The organism is Anaeromyxobacter terrae, from assembly GCF_022690685.1.
In the GTDB taxonomy this organism is placed as follows: Bacteria; Myxococcota; Myxococcia; order Myxococcales; family Anaeromyxobacteraceae; genus Anaeromyxobacter; species Anaeromyxobacter terrae.
Window position 1 is genome coordinate 1 of the sequence record NZ_JALCYY010000052.1, and the last position, 16,061, is coordinate 16,061.

Consider the following 16,061-nt stretch of genomic DNA (forward strand, 5'->3'; position numbering starts at 1 on the left):
CGGGGCGGCAGGAGCGGGCTCGGCGGCGCGGAGGGCGCCGGGCGCGGGGGTCGGCGCGCGCTCGGGGGCGACGAGCGGCGCGCGGGCGGCCGGCTCGGCCTCGGGCGTGGCCGGCGGGGCCGGGACCTCGCGGAGGATCCCCTCGAAGAAGAGCTTGGAGATGACGCCCGCCGCGGCGAGGTCGTCGTAGTCGGCCTCCTCCACCACCTGCTCGAGCGTGCGCCTCCCGTCGAAGAGCCGGAGCAGCGCGTTCACGTCGTCCGGGATCTCCGCGAGCCGCTCGCCGAGGAGCGCGTCGTCGATCTCGAACACCTTGTCGAGGGCCGGGAGCTGCTCGACGATCCGCCCCCACTCGTCGATGCGACGCATGCCCTCCATGAGGAGGCCCTGGGTCGACACCGGGATGCGCTCCTCGCGATCGATCGGCTTGAACTCGATCGCGAAGTCCCCGTCCTGCCAGTTGAGGAGCCGGTAGAAGGCGTTCTCGCCGGAGAGCTTCCCGCCGAGCTCGCAGTCGACGATGCGGCCGTCGCGGAAGTAGCAGATGGCGAGCGCGCCCCGCTTGCTCCGCACGTGCAGCGCGCCCGACTTCTTCCCCATCTCGAGCGTCTGGACGAGGTCCACGACGCCCATGTCGGAGAGGTTCCCCGCGAAGCTCGCCTTGAGGTCCTTCTTCTCGAGGCGCTCCTTCTCGCGCTTCTCGAGGAGGATCTTCACCCGGGTGACGATCTCCTTGATGTAGATGGGCTTCGTCAGGTAGTCCTCGACGCCCAGCTCGAGGCCCTTCACCTTGAACTCGACCGACTTCTGACCGGTCAGGAAGATGAACGGCGTCGCGCGGTGACGCTCGTCCTCCTTCAGCCGGCGGCACAGCTCGAACCCGTCCATCTCGGGCATCTTGGTGTCGGAGAGGATGAGGTCCGGCGAGGAGATGGCGCACTTCTCGAGCGCGTCGCGGCCGTTCACGGCGGTCGTGACGGAGAAGCCCGCCTTCTTGAGCGAGACCTCCATCACGCGCAGTGACTTGGGATCGCCGTCGACGAGGAGCAGGTGCTGCTTCGCCAAGGTGTCGCCTTTCCGCGCCGCGCGCTGCGCCGCCGCGGGTGATCTCGCCCGGGATCCGCGCGTCAGTCAAGGCGACGACCGCCCGAACGGGCGGCCCGCCGCGTCAGCGCGGGTCGCTCCGGCGGGACCCGAGCGCGCGCAGCTCGCGCACCGCGTCCACGTGGCGCGGGTTCGCGCGGATCGCGGCGCGGAGGAGCCGCTCGGCGGTCGCGTCGTCGCCCTCGTCGCGCGCCAGGATCCCGGCGACGTAGAGGGCGCGGTCGCAGGCCTCGTCCTTCGTCGCCTCGGCGAGCAGCGCGCGAGCCCGCTCGCGATCGCGGCCGCGCGGGTCCGAGAGGAAGGTGAAGGCGAGGGCCGCCAGGTACTCCGCCCGCGGGTCGGAGCGGACCGCTGCCTCGTAGAACGCGCGGGCCCGCGGGAGGTCGCGCGTGCGCAGGCACGCCTCGCCCTTCTCGAAGTCGGCGTGCGCGGCGTCGGTGCGCACCGACGCGGCGCCGGCGCGCCGGGCGAGGTACTCGGCGCGCTTCTTCGCGTCGGAGAGCACCTCGTACGCCTCGTTCACCGCGGAGAAGAGCTCGCGGACCGTGTCGGCGAGGTCCGCCATCGACGGGCTCGCGAACCGGTCGGGATGGAACCGTCGCGCGAGGCCGAGGAAGGCGCGCTTCACCTCGTCCCTCCCCGCGCCGTCCGGGAGCCCGAGCCGCGCGAAGAGATCCTTCTCCCTCGCGCGCGGCGCGGCCGCGAGGAGCGCCTCGCGCAGGGCGCCGTCGCTTCCTGCGGGCTGCGATCCCGAGGCGCCGCGAGGGGGAGCGCCCGGCGAAGGGACGGATCGCGTCGGGGCGGCTCCCTCCGTACGCCCGCCGAACGGACCCACGCCCAGGTTCCGCATTCCCCGCTGGAGGAGGCGCTGGCGCCGCGCTCGTGCCTCGGCGGGATCGCTCCGGTGGTCGCCGGGGGCCGGCGCTCCGGTCGCCGGCCGGCGAGGCCCGGGGCCCGCGCCCTCCGCGAGCGGCGACTCGAGCACGAGCGTCGGCACGGCCCGCTCTCCCGGATTCGCCGGGGCGGCCAGGTCGAGGAGGAGCAGCGCCGCGAGGAGCGCGAGGGCCCGCTCCGGCGGCACCTCGGACGCGGCGAGGTACGCGTCGAGCGGCAGCGGCGCGGCGAGTCGCGCGAGGAGCCTGCGCTCGGCCGCGTCGAGCCCGCGCGCCAGCTCCGGCTCGGCGTCGGCGTAACCCTCCGCGAGCTTCACGGCGCCCGCCTCCGCCGCACGCAGCGTGACGCCCACGAGATCCGCCGCCTGCGGCGCGGCGAGCGCGTCGGCGAGGACGCGCAGCGGCGAGAGGAGGCCCGCGCGCGTCCACTCCGGCACCGCGGCGCTCGCCTCGAAGGCGAACGGGCCGGCCGGCAGCGCCGCGAGCTGGGCGACGTAGCCCGCCTGCTGCTCCTCGAGCGCGCGCTCGACCTGCTCCCGCGAGGCCGCGCCCATCTCGACCAGGATCTCGCCGTGCGGTCGGCGCGTCTCGGCCATGCGCACGAGGCTCAGCGAGAGCGCGTCGATGTCGAGGACGCCCGCGGCGAGGAGCATGTGGCCGAGCGGCCGGAACCCGACGAACACCTGGGCGCCCACCGGCGCGCCGTCGTGGAACCACAGGCGCGAGGTGCCCCCGCCGTGCGCGACCTCGAGCACGCCGCTCGCGCGGCGCGCGCGCGCCTCGACCAGCACGGCGGCGAGCGGCGTCCGCGACAGATCGCCGGGCGCGTCGAGCAAGCTCATGGGCGGGGCATCTTACACCCGCCGGTCACGCTCCGCGAACCGACGCCAGCGCCGCGTACAGCGCCACGCCCGCCGCGACGGCGAGGTTCAGGCTGCGCATGCCCTCGCGCATCGGGATCCCCACCTGGCGCTCGGGCCAGGCGGCGAGCAGCGCCGGCGGGAGCCCGAGCTGCTCCTGGCCGAGGACGAGGAAGTCACCCGGAGCGAAGCGCGCCTCGAACAGGCTCCGCTCCGCGCGGGCCGTGAAGAGGTGCAGCTTTTCGATTTGACCGCGGAGCGTCCGGGCCTCAAAGTCGCTCCAGTCCTGGTAGATCGCAGGGGCGACCTCCGGCCAGTAGTCGAGCCCGGCCCGGCGGAGCTGCTTCTCGTCGAGGGAGAACCCGAGCGGCCCGACGAGGTGGAGCGCGGCGCCCGTCACGGCGCAGGTCCGCGCGACGTTGCCGGTGTTCGGGGGGATCTGCGGCGCCACGAGGACGATCTGGAAGGGCGGGTCGACGGAGGGCAGGGTCGGCATGGGCGGCATCGGGATCGTGAACAACCCGCGGTCGCGGCGCAACCGGAGCGACCCACGCATCGCCGGCCGGCTCCGCGCGCTCCTCGGGGACGACGGGGAGGTGATCGACGCCTCCACTCCTGCCGAGCTGGCTCGCGCCGTCGCGCGCTTCCGCGCGGCGGAGATCGACGTCCTCGGCGTGAACGGGGGCGACGGCACGGCGCACGTGGTGCTCACCGCCTTCGCGCGCGCCTACGGCGCGGCGCCGCTCCCGCGGCTGCTCCCCCTGCGCGGCGGCTCGATGAACACCGTCGCCCACGGACACCACATCCGCGGGCGGCCGGAGCGGATCCTGCGGGAGGTCCTGGTCCGGCGCCGCGCGGGGCACCCGCTGCGCACGGTCGAGCGCGACCTCCTCGCGATCTCCGCCGACGACGGGCCGCCCATGTACGGGTTCATCTTCGGCACGGGCGCGGTGGTGGCCTTCCTCGAGGCGTACTACGCCACGGGACGCACCTCGCCCGCGACCGCCGCCGCCCTGGTGGTGCGCGCCATCGGCTCGGCGATCGCAGGGGGCCCGTTCGCCGAGGCGCTCGTGCAGCGCCAGCGGCTGCGGGTCGTCACCGACGGCGACGAGTGGCCCGACGTGGAGTACCTCGCGCTCGTCGCCGGCACGACGCCCGACATCGGGTTCGGGTTCAAGGCCTTCGCGCGCTGCGCCGAGCAGCCCGGCTCCTTTCACGCGATCGGCCTGACCGCCGGGCTGCTCCCGCTCGCGCTCTCGCTGCCGCGCATCCGCCGCGGCGCACCCTGGCGCCGCGCGCTGGCGCAGGACGAGGTCGCGCGAGAGCTCGTCGCCGAGGGCGACGGGATCCGCTTCACGGTGGACGGCGACCTCTACGCCGCGCAGGCCCGGGTGCGGGTGGCCACGGGACCCGGGATCGCGATCGTCGTGCCGTGATACCCTGCGCCGGAGACCTCCCACCATGCGGCTCAGCCACGCGGGCATCACGGACGTCGGACGGAAGCGGGCCCACAACGAGGACGCCTACCTGCTCCTCCCGGAGGAGCAGCTCTACTGCGTCGCCGACGGGATGGGGGGGCACGCGTCCGGCGAGGTCGCGGCGCGGCTCGCGGTCGAGGAGATGGCCGAGTTCTTCCGGCTGACCGGGCGCGACGACGAGGCGACCTGGCCGTTCAGGCTCGACCCTGCGCGCAGCCAGGACGAGAACCGGCTCCTCACCGGGGTGAAGCTCGCGAACGTCCGGATCCACGAGCGCGCCCAGACGGACGCGAAGCTCCACGGGATGGGCACGACGCTCGTCGCGGCGAGCTTCCCGAAGGGCGGCGAGACGCTCCTCGTCGGGCACGTCGGCGACAGCCGCGCCTACCTGTACCGCGGCGGCCAGGTGCGCCAGCTCACCGAGGACCACTCGCTCCTCAACGACTACCTGCGCCAGCGCAAGCTCACGCCGGCGGAGGCGGAGACCTTCCCGCACAAGAACGTCATCGTGCGCGCGCTCGGGATGAAGCCCGCGGTCGAGGTCGATCTCGTCCGCGAGGAGCTGCGCGACGGCGACGTCGTGCTGCTCTGCTGCGACGGGCTCTCCGGGATGGTCCCCGACCCGCACATCGGCGACATCATCCGCGCGAGCCACGGCGACCTGAAGCGCGCCGCGCAGACGCTGGTCGACGCCGCGAATCAGGCGGGCGGGGTCGACAACATCACCTGCGTGCTGGTGGCGGCGAGCCGATAGAGCCCGGCGCAGGATCCCGGCCGAGCTCGGGCGGGCTGATGGCACGACGCCGGCCGCGACGAACGGTCCCGCAGCTCTATCCTTCCGCCCGCACCCGGTCCTGCCCCGCCGCGATCGCGCGCTCGAGCCGCTCGCCCGGGGCGAGCTCCGTCCCCTCCCAGACGATCGCCTCGCGGACCGCCGCGCCCGCGGGGACCGTCGCGCCCGCGCCGACCACCGCGCCCGGCCCGACCTCCGCCCCTGCGCCGATCTCGGCGCCCGCGCAGACGAGCGCCGGCCCCGCGAGCCGCGCGCGCGGGGAGAGCCGCGCCGACGCCGCCGCGCGCACGCCCGGCGCGATCTCGCGGGTCGCCGCGAAGGGATCCGCGCCCGGGAAGCGCGCGAGGGGGACGCGCCCGGCGAGCACGTCGCCGGTCGCCTCCAGGTAGCGCGCCGGAGTGCCGAGGTCGTTCCAGTACCCCGCGACCACCCGGCCGCGCACCGCGCCCGACGCCATGAGCGGCGGGTACACGTGCCGGTTGATGTCGCACTCGAACGGCGCCGCGGGGACGCGGTCGACGAGCCCGGGCGAGAGGACGTGCACGCCCGAGAAGTGCCAGGGCGAGAGCCCCGCCCCGCCCGGCCCGAACGCCCCGGCGATGCGGCGGACCGCCCCCTCCCCGTCGGTCTCCACCGCCGCGTAGCTCGCCCCGGCGGGCATGGGGAGGAGCACCATCGTGGCGAGCGCGCCCGACGCGCGGTGATCGGCGAGCGCGCCCGCGAGGTCCACGTCGAAGAGCACGTCGCCGTTGACGAGCAGGATCGCCTCCGCACCCTCGAGGTGCGGCCGCGCCTCGCGCAGCGCGCCACCCGTCCCGGCGATGACCGGCTCGCGAGAGACGGAGAGCGCGAGGCCGAGCGCGCGCGCCGCGTCCTCCGCGGCCGCCGCCATGCGCTCCGGCAGGTGGTGCACGTTCACCACGGCGCGCCGCACCCCGGCGCCGGCGAGGAGCGCGAGCGACCAGCGCACGAGCGGCACGCCGCAGACCGGCACCGCCGGCTTCGCCACCCGCGCGGTGAGGGGCCGGAGCCGCGTACCCAGTCCGGCGCAGAGCACCATCCCGACGACGTCGCCCATGCGCTCGTACCTCAGGGGAAGACGGGCGCGAGGAGCGCGGCGACCTCGGCGAGGAACGCCCGGTCCTCGCGGCCGAAGGCGCCCGGGTGATCCGAGTCCACGTCGATCTGGGCGAGGTAGCGATCGCCGCGGAGGATGGGGAAGACGAGCTCGGAGCGCGTCTCGAGGTTGCAGGCGAGGTAGCGCGGATCGGCGGCGACGTCGTCCACGAGCACGACGTCCTTCGTGCGCGCGGAGAGGCCGCAGAGCCCCTGGCCCACCGGGATCCTGACGTGCGGCGTGTCGCGCCCGGCGAACGCGTCGAGCTCGAGCACGTCGCCGCGCAGGACGTAGAGGTACACGCCGGTGTAGCGGGGGAGGCGCTGCAGGATCGCCGCGGCCTCGCTCAGCGCCTCGCGGTACGGACGGCGTGCGGCGACCCGGATGGCCTCGAGGGCGCCAGCGCGTTCGGAGTCCATGGTAAAGCCGAAGATAACAGATGGTCCCCGCGGCGCGCCTTCGCCTCTTCTACTTCCTCTACTACGGCACGGTGGGCACGAACCTGCCGTACTTCGCGGCCTACCTGCGCGGCCTCGGCTACACCGGCGAGCAGATCGGGACCGTCCAGATGCTCCCCTCCCTCGCCGCGCCCGCGGTGGCGCTCTCGTGGGCGAGCTGGGCCGATCGGCGCGGATCGCCCGCGCGCGCCCTGCGCCGCGCCGCGCTCATCGCCGTCTCCGCCGCCGCCCTGCTCCCGTTCGTGCGCTCGCCGCTCGCGGTCGGCGCGGTGCTCCTCGTGCAGGCGCTCGGCGAGCGCGCGGTGGTGCCGCTCGTCGACTCCGTCTCGCTCGAGTGGACGCTCGCGCGACCCGGGACCTCCTACGCCGGGCTGCGCCTCTTCGGATCGCTCGGGTTCGTCGCCCTCGCGGTCGGCGCCGGGCACGCGCTCGCGGCGCGCGGCGACCTCCCCGGCGACGTGCTCGTGCCGGCGACCATCGCCTGCTGCGTCGCCGCCTACGCCCTCGTCGCGCGCACCATCCCGGCGGCGCCGCCCCACCCCGGCACGCGCCCCGGCCTCGCGGACCTCGCGCAGCTCGTCAGGGACCGCCGGCTCCTGCTCTTCCTCGCCGCCTGCGCGCTCCACTGGGCGGCCTGCGCGCCGTACCACCTCCTCTTCGGCGTGCTCGTGCGCGACCGCGGCCTCCCCTCGGACGTGACGGGGCTCGGCATGGCCGCGGGCGTCGTCGCCGAGATGGCGGCGCTGCTCGTCTTCCCGCGGCTCGAGCGCCGCCACTCGCTCCGGCGCCTGCTCGCGGTGGCGTTCCTCGGCAGCGCCGTCCGCTGGGCGCTCGTCTCGCGCGCGGAGTCGGCGGGCGCGATCGTCGCGCTCCAGCTCCTGCACGGGCTCACCTTCGGGCTCTTCTGGGGGACGGCGATGGACGCGATGGCGAACCTCGTGCCGCCCCGGCTCCGCGCCACCGGCCAGGCGCTCTTCAGCGCCATCGTGTTCGGCGTCGGGAACACCCTCGGCTACCAGCTCGCGGGCGCCGGCTACGACCGCTACCGCTCGGCGGCGCCGCTCTTCGCCTGGGCGGCGGTGGTCGAGATCGCGGCGCTGGTGTTCGCGCTCCTCTTCCTCGGCCGGCGGGCCGCCGCGGCGGCGCCGGGGCCGGCCCGGCCCGCCTGAGGGCGCGAACCCCCCTCAAAACCGCGCGTGGAAGTGGTGCTCGCCCGCGTCCTGCAGCGCGCGCACCGCCCGGAACGCGTCCTTCACGCGGCTGCGCTCCACCGCCGACAGCGCCGCGAGGGGGAGCGCGTCCTCGGGCTCGCGGCCCTCCGCCGCGGCGCGGAGCTGCTGGCGCAGGCGCAGCCCGAGCAGGAAGCGGAACGCCTCCGCCGCGGTGACGCCGACGCGCTCGTCGAGGAGCCCCGCCCGCACCGCCGCGTCGAGCCGGTCCACCGTCGCGCGGGCCGGCGCCCGCGCCTCGAGCCCGTAGGCGCGGGCGAGGAAGACCACCGGCGCGATGCCGGCCTTCTTGAGGTCGATGGCCGCGGCCGCGCGGAGGCGGAGCATGAGCGCGGCGGGTGGGTGGAACTCCAGCGCCGCGCGCGCGAGGAAGCGCAGGAACGGCGGCCGATCGACGGCCGCGAGGACGGCCTCCTCGAGCGGCGCCACGTCGAGCGTGCCCGCCACCGGGCGGTGATCCGCGAAGGTCGCCGCGTCGAGCAGCGCGCGGGGGGCGGGCGCGTCGAGCCAGCCCGCCACGCGCGCGCGCCACTCCGAGAGCGTGCCGTGCCAGCTGCGCGCCATCACGTCGCCCCGGCAGCGCGGGAACCCGGCCGCCTCGAGGTCCGCGTTGGCGCGCTCCGCGAGGTTCACGAACCAGGCCCGCTCCTCGGCGCCCGCGTCGGCGTAGACGATCGCGTTGTCCTGGTCGGTGAGGAGCGTCTGCTCCCGCCGTCCCTCCGACCCGAGCGCGAGCCAGGCGTACGGAGCCGGCGCCGGCCCGAGATCCTGCTCGCCCCAGGCGAGGATGCGGCGCACGAGCGCGTCGTTGAGCCGCGCGACGAGCGCGGCGATGGCGAGCGCGTCGAGCCCCCCCGCCTGGAGCGACGCGGCCATCCGCGCGACCATCGCGGCGTAGCCAGGCAGGGCGGCGCGCGAGGCGAGCGCCTCGACGCGGCGGAGGACCGCCATGGGACCGGGCGCCGCGCAGCGCAGGAGGTCCGTAGAGGTGACCACCCCGATGACCTCGCCGTCGCGCACGATCGGCAGGTGGTGGACGCCGGCGTCGAGGAGCGCCGTCCACGCTGCGTGAACGGGCGTGCCGGCGGCGATCTCGCGCAGCGGGCGGGTGGCCACGCCCGCGACGGGGGCCTCCGGCCCGAGCCCCTCCGCGAGGACCCGGCCTCGGAAGTCGCGGTCGGTCACGATGCCGGGCGGGGTCCCGCGCACGAGCACCGAGGAGATCCCGCGCGCGCGCATCACCCGCGCGGCGTCGCCCACGGTGGCGTCCTCGCTCACCCACGCGGCGGGGCCGGACACGAGCTGCTCGACCGGCTGGGCGAGCTCCGGGGGTCCCTCGTGCGCGGGCGCGAGCTCGAGGCTGCGCCGGAGCCGCTCGCCCAGGCCCGTAGCGAAGTGACCCGCGAAGCGGGCGTCCGAGAGCAGTCGCCGGAACTCCGCCGCGGGCAGCCGGTAGGCGACGAGGTCCTCCTCGACCACGACGTCGAGCGGCGCCGTGCCGGTGAGGAGCGAGGTGTACCCGAACACCTCGCCCTCCTCGAGGACCTGGATCGTCCGCCCGTCGCGCTCGAGCCGCACCCCCCCGGCGCGGATGATCCAGAGGTGCTCGAGGGGCACCCCGCCGGCGCGGACGAGGCGTGCGCCGGCGGGCCGGGAGACCTCGTCGAGCGCGGCGGCCGCGCCGGCGAGGAGCGGCGCCGGCAGCCCGTCGAACGGCGGGGTCGCGCGGAGGAAGGCGGCGGGATCGACCGGCACGCGGGGCCTCGTCAGCGCGCCCGGGACGACGCGGCCGCGCGGGCCGGCGCGGGCTCGCGGGGGTAGCGCAGGGAGGCGACGAGCTCCTGGACCTCGCGCGGTGGCGCCGGCGTCGCGAGCGAGACCGCCGTGAGCACCGCCGCGTTGACGAGCGTCCCGAGCGCGCCGATCCCCTCCGGAGAGATCCCGAGCCACCAGTGCTCGGGCCCGTTCAGCTCCGGGTGCAGGTGCCGGAACCAGACGACGTAGGCGGAGGTCACGAGGAGCCCCGCCACCATGCCGGCGATGGCGCCCTCGCGCGTGGCGCGGCGCCAGAAGATCCCGAGCACGAGGACCGGGAAGAAGGATGACGCGGCGAGGCCGAAGGCGATCGCGACCACCTCCGCGACCGAGCCCGGCGGCCTGAGCGCGAAGTACCCCGCCCCGAGCGCGGCCGCGGCGGCGGCCCCGCGCGCCCAGCCGAGCTCGGCGCGATCCGAGAGGCGCGGCGCGACGACGCCGCGGACGAGGTCGTGCGAGAACCCCGCCGCGATCACGAGCAGCAGCCCGGCTGCGGTGGAGAGGCCCGCCGCCAGCGCGCCGGCGGCGACGAGGCCGACCACCCAGGCCGGGAGCCGCGCCATCTCCGGGTGCGCGAGCACGATCACGTCGCCGTCGACCCGCACCTCGTTCCGGGACGGATCCCCCGAGAGCTGCATGACGCCGTCGCCGTTGCGGTCCGTCCAGGCGACGAGCCCGGTGCGCTCCCAGGCGCGGAACCAGCTCGGCGCCTCCGCGTGCGGGACGCCCTCGACGGTCGCGACGAGGAGGCCGCGACCGAAGGCGGCCACCGCGGGCGCGGCCGTGTAGAGGACGGCGATGAAGAGGAGCGCCCAGCCCGCCGACGCGCGCGCGTCGCGGATCTTCGGGACGGTGAAGAAGCGGATGATGATGTGCGGCAGTCCGGCGGTGCCGATCATGAGCGCCGCCGTGGTCGCGAGCACGTCGAGGCGCGGCCGGGAACCCGCCGTGAACCGGCCGAGGCCGAGGTCGGAGCCGATCGCGTCGAGCGCGTCGAGCAGGTGGCGCCCCGGCGCGACGCCGAGGAGCGCCGCGCCGCCCTCCGTGAGGCGGCCGCCCAGCCCCAGCGCCGGGACCGGGTTCCCGGTGAGGAGCTGCGACACGAGCACCGCCGGGACGAGGAAGGCGACGATGAGCACGAGGTACTGCGCCACCTGGACGTAGGTGATGCCCTTCATCCCGCCGAGCACCGCGTAGAAGAACACGATCGCGATCGCGAGCGCGACGCCGCCGCCGATGGGGAGCTCGAGGAAGCGCGCGAGCACGATGCCGACGCCGCGCACCTGCGCGGCCACGTAGGTGAACGACACGACGAGCGCGCAGACCGTCGCGACCGCGCGCGCGGAGCGCGAGTAGTAGCGGTCGCCCACGAACTGCGGGACCGTGTACTTGCCGTACTTGCGCAGGTACGGCGCGAGCAGCACCGCGAGCAGGACGTACCCGCCCGTCCAGCCCATCAGGTAAGCGGCGCCGTCACGACCCGTGAAGGCGAGGATGCCCGCCATCGACATGAACGACGCGGCGGACATCCAGTCCGCGCCGGTGGCCATCCCGCTCACGACCGGGTGGACGGCGCGATCGGCGACGTAGTAGTCGGCGAGCGAGCGCGCCCGCGTGTAGAGGGCGATGCCCGCGTAGAGGCCGAACGAGGCGGCGACGAGCACCCACGTCCAGCCGATCGGGCCCATCCCATCCTCCCAGCGTCGGCGGGATCACTACTCCTCGTACACGCCGAACCGCCGGTCGAGCGCGTTCATCCACCCAACGTAGACGAACACGAGCGCCACGAATACGAGCATCGCGCCCTGCGTCGCGAACCAGAAGCCGAGCGGGAACCCGAACAGCCTCAGCGCGTCGAGCCGATCGGCGAAGAGGATCCCCGCGCCGAAGGACGCCGCGGCCCAGATCGTGAGCACCCCGGCGATTGAGCGCAGGTTCGCCCTCCAGTAGTCCTCGCGCTTGTCTTGCGTCATTCGCGAAATACCCCCGCGTTTAGGTTCCATCCTACGACGCAGCGCGCAACGATTGCGAGCCCACGCGGGTCCAACTGCGCTGAATTACTCGACAGAGGCAGCCCGACGCGGGTTGTGCGCTTCAGTCCATTTCTTGCGCGCAATACATGCGTTGCCCATTGCCATGCACGATCTGCGTGTGGTACGCCTGAACACGCTGCCCGGCATTCACCATTCTTAACCGCGCGTAGAGGAGTACCCATGGCGATCGCACCGGTCACCGCCCCACAGCCGCCGAGCGAAGCACCCAAGGCTGTCGGCATCACCCGCGAAGAGAAGAGAGTCATCTTCGCGTCGTCGCTCGGCACCGTCTTCGAGTGGTACGACTTCTATCTTTACGGCTCGCTCGCGGCGATCATCTCCAAGCAGTTCTTCGGCGCGCTCAACGAGACGAGCGCCTTCATCTTCGCCCTCCTCGCCTTCGCGGCCGGCTTCGCCGTCCGCCCGTTCGGCGCCATCGTGTTCGGGCGCCTCGGCGACCTCATCGGCCGCAAGTACACCTTCCTCATCACGATCCTGATCATGGGCCTCTCGACCACGATCGTGGGCCTCCTGCCGTCCTACGCGACGATCGGGATGGCGGCGCCGGTCATCCTCATCGGCCTGCGCCTCTTCCAGGGCCTCGCGCTCGGCGGCGAGTACGGCGGCGCGGCGACCTACGTGGCGGAGCACGCCCCGAAGGGCAAGCGCGGCCTGTTCACGAGCTGGATCCAGACCACCGCCACGGTCGGCCTGTTCCTGTCGCTGCTCGTGATCCTCGGCACCCGCATGGCGCTGGGCCCCAAGTTCGAGGAGTGGGGCTGGCGCATCCCGTTCATCCTGTCGGCCCTGCTGCTCGCCATCTCCGTGTACATCCGGCTCCAGCTCCAGGAGTCGCCGGTGTTCAAGCGGATGAAGGCGGAGGGCAAGGGCTCCAAGGCACCCATCACCGAGTCCTTCTTCCGCTGGAACAACCTCAAGATCGTGCTGCTCGTGCTGTTCGGCGGCGTCGTGGGCCAGGCGGTGGTCTGGTACACGGGCATGTTCTACGAGCTGTTCTTCCTCACCCAGACGCTGAAGGTCGAGGCGATGGCGGCGAACCTCATGGTCGCCGGCGCCCTCATCCTCGCCACCCCGTTCTTCATCGTCTTCGGCGCGCTCTCCGACAAGGTCGGCCGCAAGTGGATCATCATGGCGGGCTGCGTCATCGCTGCCCTGACCTACTTCCCGATCTTCAAGGGCCTCACCAAGGCGGCGAACCCCGCCATCTTCGAGGCCGCGAACGCGAACCCGATCACGGTCGTCTCCGACCCCGGCGACTGCAGCTTCCAGTTCGACCCGATCGGCAAGGCCAAGTTCAACACGTCCTGCGACATCGCGAAGAGCTGGCTCGCCAAGAAGTACATCCCCTACCGTAACGAGAATGCCGCCCCGGGCACGCCGGCGTCGGTCAAGATCGGCGGGACGGAGATCAAGAGCTTCGACGGGCGGACCCTGCCTCCCGCCGAGTTCAAGGCCCAGGCGGCGACGTTCGACAAGCAGCTCGCCGACGCGGTGAAGACGGCCGGCTATCCGGCGAAGGCCGACATGAGCAAGGTGAACACGCCGATGGTCGTGTTCCTGCTCTTCCTCCTCGCGCTCTACGTGACGATGGTGTACGCGCCGATCGCCGCCTGGCTCGTCGAGCTCTTCCCGGCGCGCATCCGCTACACCTCGATGTCGCTGCCGTACCACATCGGCAACGGCTGGTTCGGCGGCTTCCTGCCGACGATCGCGTTCGCCATGGTCGCCGCGACGGGCGACATCTACTACGGCCTCTGGTACCCGATCATCGCGGCCATCGCGACCGCGATCATCGGCTCGCTCTTCATGCCGGAGACGAAGGACCGCGACATCCACCACACCTGATGTCCCTCGCGCCCCCGCGCCGCGCCGCGGCGCGGGGGCGTCCCCTCTCTCCCCTCCCCTTCTCTCTCGCCGCGCGCGCCCGCGTGCGCGGCGTCGTACGTCTGGAGGTTCCTTGAAGACAGCGTCCCAGCTTCGCACCGCGGCCGCCGCCGCCACCCTCGGCTTCGCCACCCTCGGCCGTGCCATGGAGGCCACCGGCACGGAGGCCGTGGGTCAGATGCAGATCTCCGGCTCGACCTTCGCCCTGATGATCGGCGCGATCGTCGGCCTCGGCGTCGTCGTCTGGCTCGTCTCGAAGTTCGTGTCGAGATAGACGGGGGCTGCGCCCTCATCTTCATCACATCCTGAGGCCGCCGACCGTGCACGCGGTTGCCATTCGACGAGCGGCTCCGCGCGCGGTGCGGTTGGGGCATCGACGGGGGTGAGCACGCGCGGCCCGGCCGCGAGGCGCCGTCGGCGCGCGGGGTGGGGGCGCAGTCGTGCCGACCGTCAAGGCTCACGGCGCCCACATCCCCAGCTGCACGATGGGACGCGGAGGCGCCCCGCCAGCGCGTTCCTGCGGCGTCGGTCCGGCGCCCCGGTCGCGGCGGAAGCGCTCCATGTGCTCGCGTCCGAATGTCCTCTCGGCGTGAAGCAGGTTATGAGCTCGGCAGACGAGCCGTAGATTGTCGATCGTCGAGGGCCCTCCGAGCGCCACGGGGCGGATGTGGTCGAGCTCGAGCTTCCAGCGACTGTTGCAGCGGCACCCGTCCGGACCGACCCAGGCGCAGCGCCCGCCGTCGCGCTTCCACACCGCGCGGCGCACTATCGCTGGGATCGTGGAGGTCGCCTCCGGGGACCTCGCCGCCGTCGGCTCCGGGCGCTGCGTCTTTCGCTCCGGCGCGACCGCGCCCTTGCGCTTGCCGTGCTTCTCGATGGGCGCAGCGGATCGCCTCGCGGAGCACCGCCGTCAGGTCGCCGTCCGGGATCTTGTGCGAGAGAAGACACCGGAGCGTCTCGAGGTCCTCCTTGCAGGCGCGGTCGAGGGTGACGCGGAGCGACCAGTGGCTCTCGGTGAGCGCCACGGTCTCCGACCGGCGCGGCCTCTCGTTCCGGACTTCGCGGGTTGTCGGGGACGCGGCGTCTGTCGGGCTCGCGTCGGGCATGGGCGCTGCGGGTGCTCCGTCCGGCGGCTCGGCGCGCTCCCCGCCGGCTTCCGGCGCCGTGAGCGGCAGCGCCGCGCTCGCCTGGGCGGGCTCGCGCTCCGGGAGCTTGCGGATCCCCGCTCGCGGCGCGGTGCGGGCCTGGATGGAGACGACGAGATGCTCGACCTCGGCGCGGGTCCGGTACGCGGCGCGCGCGACGAGATCGTCCGCGTTCTCGTCGGTGAGCACCTGGCCGAGGAGCCCCACGGTGGAGAGGCACACGCGCCCATCGCGCAGCGGCGCCTCGAGGCTCGGGAACCGGCGCAGCACGCGCATGGCCTGGAGGCGCCGGCCGGCGGCCCCCTCCCGGAGGTGGAGGACCTTCAGGCAATAGGCCCAGAGCGAGGCATGCCCCGCCTCGACGAAGGCGCGCCGGCGGTCGAACTCATCGAGGTGGAGGAGGAAGTCCACCTGGACGTTTCGTTCCTCTCCGGCGAGCTCGTGCAGGCGATGGCCGAGGGCGTCCGAGTCGAGGGAAGCGGGGGCGAGCGAAGACATGGAGTGCACCTCCGGATGCACCCTTCGTAACACGCGTTTTCGGGAGCTCCGGAGGCGCTCCAGGCTCGCGCCAGCGCGGCCATCTTCGGCCTCCCCTCGGCAACCCTCTACCGCGGTCGAACGCGCGCGCGCAGCGCAGCTGCGCGCGCGTGAGCGGCCCTGGCGCGCCGCCTCGAATCCCGAAGCGGAACTTCGGCGAGGGGCAGTCAAGGGCGTTCCTTCACGCACCGCAACTGGGACGGATTGTTCACATCGCCATGAAGCGCGTAAGACGTCCGTCACTACCTCTGGCGATAGTTGTTACGTTCAGTGAACTACGCAAGCTCATGCGCCGCTTCCGGGCTCGCCTCCGCGCGTGGGGGGCGCGAGCGCCCGCGGCAAGGCGCTCGGTGAAGAACCGCTCGCCTGCACCCGCCACTCCGGCTGGGCCGCTCGGAACCGTGCCCAGGCAGCGCGATCCCACCCCGTCGATGCCCGAGCCCGATGTGCGCATCCATACGCTGGTCCATCGGCGTACGGCCCTCCGGGCGGTCGGCCCTGAGATGATGAATCCAGGGCTGCGCCCCCGCCCCGCCGAGCAAAGCTCCGCGCGCCCGTGCGCGCATCCGAGATGACGCCCCAGCCGGCCGGGTCCCGTGCGCCATCGCGGGCGGCTTCGCCGCTGTCGCGATGGCGCCCCGGCGGGGGGGGGGGGGGGGGCCGGGGGGCCCCGCCGCCCCCCCCCCCCCCCCCC

Annotated in this window: 13 protein-coding genes and 1 pseudogene; 5 read left to right on the plus strand and 9 right to left on the minus strand. The window is 74.0% G+C overall.

Features of this window, described 5'->3' with window-relative positions; all coding sequences use genetic code 11:
• The 3 genes from MNY62_RS19415 to MNY62_RS19425 form a co-directional block, all read right to left on the minus strand.
• The coding region (locus MNY62_RS19415) for a response regulator (RefSeq protein ID WP_242346007.1) at positions 1-1,065 on the minus strand (1,065 nt) is incomplete at its 3' end.
• Between the two features lie 103 nt (positions 1,066-1,168).
• Positions 1,169-2,839 carry a DUF4388 domain-containing protein gene (locus MNY62_RS19420; protein WP_242346008.1) on the minus strand — a complete coding sequence of 557 codons (1,671 nt, stop codon included), beginning with the start codon at positions 2,837-2,839 and terminating at the stop codon, positions 1,169-1,171.
• A 25-nt stretch (positions 2,840-2,864) separates the two neighbouring features.
• A complete protein-coding gene (locus tag MNY62_RS19425; RefSeq protein ID WP_242346009.1) occupies positions 2,865-3,353 on the minus strand; it encodes a tRNA (cytidine(34)-2'-O)-methyltransferase in 489 nt (162 codons plus the stop codon).
• Between MNY62_RS19425 and MNY62_RS19430 the strand changes: the two genes are divergently transcribed.
• Together MNY62_RS19430 and MNY62_RS19435 are read left to right on the plus strand one after the other, a co-directional pair.
• Positions 3,352-4,293 (plus strand): diacylglycerol/lipid kinase family protein, encoded by a 942-nt coding sequence (locus tag MNY62_RS19430; protein ID WP_242346010.1) that lies wholly within the window; start codon positions 3,352-3,354, stop codon positions 4,291-4,293. The genes MNY62_RS19425 and MNY62_RS19430 overlap by 2 nt on opposite strands.
• Before the next feature lie 25 nt (positions 4,294-4,318).
• Positions 4,319-5,089 carry a Stp1/IreP family PP2C-type Ser/Thr phosphatase gene (locus MNY62_RS19435; RefSeq protein ID WP_242346011.1) on the plus strand — a complete coding sequence of 257 codons (771 nt, stop codon included), beginning with the start codon at positions 4,319-4,321 and terminating at the stop codon, positions 5,087-5,089.
• A gap of 76 nt (positions 5,090-5,165) precedes the next feature.
• Here the strand turns inward: MNY62_RS19435 and MNY62_RS19440 are convergent, their stop codons facing one another.
• Both MNY62_RS19440 and MNY62_RS19445 read right to left on the minus strand, forming a co-directional pair.
• Positions 5,166-6,206: a nucleotidyltransferase family protein gene (locus MNY62_RS19440; RefSeq protein WP_242346012.1), complete on the minus strand. Its 1,041-nt coding sequence runs from the start codon at positions 6,204-6,206 to the stop codon at positions 5,166-5,168.
• Between the two features lie 11 nt (positions 6,207-6,217).
• Complete coding sequence (locus MNY62_RS19445) at positions 6,218-6,664, minus strand: GAF domain-containing protein (RefSeq protein ID WP_242346013.1); 447 nt, start codon at positions 6,662-6,664, stop codon at positions 6,218-6,220.
• 20 nt (positions 6,665-6,684) lie between these two features.
• Between MNY62_RS19445 and MNY62_RS19450 the strand changes: the two genes are divergently transcribed.
• Entirely contained in the window at positions 6,685-7,872 is a 1,188-nt protein-coding gene (locus MNY62_RS19450) for an MFS transporter (protein ID WP_242346014.1), read from the plus strand.
• A gap of 15 nt (positions 7,873-7,887) precedes the next feature.
• Here MNY62_RS19450 and MNY62_RS19455 read toward each other — a convergent pair whose 3' ends face one another.
• Genes MNY62_RS19455 through MNY62_RS19465 form a run of 3 tightly spaced genes read right to left on the minus strand, consistent with a single transcriptional unit; the run spans position 7,888 to position 11,720 of the window.
• Positions 7,888-9,687: a DUF294 nucleotidyltransferase-like domain-containing protein gene (locus MNY62_RS19455; protein ID WP_242346015.1), complete on the minus strand. Its 1,800-nt coding sequence runs from the start codon at positions 9,685-9,687 to the stop codon at positions 7,888-7,890.
• Between the two features lie 11 nt (positions 9,688-9,698).
• Positions 9,699-11,435 carry a sodium:solute symporter family protein gene (locus MNY62_RS19460; RefSeq protein ID WP_242346016.1) on the minus strand — a complete coding sequence of 579 codons (1,737 nt, stop codon included), beginning with the start codon at positions 11,433-11,435 and terminating at the stop codon, positions 9,699-9,701.
• Positions 11,436-11,462: 27 nt separating this feature from the next.
• Positions 11,463-11,720 (minus strand): DUF4212 domain-containing protein, encoded by a 258-nt coding sequence (locus MNY62_RS19465; protein ID WP_242346017.1) that lies wholly within the window; start codon positions 11,718-11,720, stop codon positions 11,463-11,465.
• Positions 11,721-11,960: 240 nt separating this feature from the next.
• On the opposite strand from MNY62_RS19465, the gene MNY62_RS19470 reads away from it, so the two are divergent.
• Together MNY62_RS19470 and MNY62_RS19475 are read left to right on the plus strand one after the other, a co-directional pair.
• Entirely contained in the window at positions 11,961-13,646 is a 1,686-nt protein-coding gene (locus tag MNY62_RS19470) for an MFS transporter (RefSeq protein ID WP_242346018.1), read from the plus strand.
• Positions 13,647-13,758: 112 nt separating this feature from the next.
• Positions 13,759-13,959 carry a hypothetical protein gene (locus MNY62_RS19475; RefSeq protein ID WP_242346019.1) on the plus strand — a complete coding sequence of 67 codons (201 nt, stop codon included), beginning with the start codon at positions 13,759-13,761 and terminating at the stop codon, positions 13,957-13,959.
• A gap of 183 nt (positions 13,960-14,142) precedes the next feature.
• Here the strand turns inward: MNY62_RS19475 and MNY62_RS19480 are convergent.
• Positions 14,143-15,328 (minus strand): annotated as a pseudogene (locus tag MNY62_RS19480) (HNH endonuclease).
• Between the last annotated feature and the right edge of the window lie 733 nt (positions 15,329-16,061).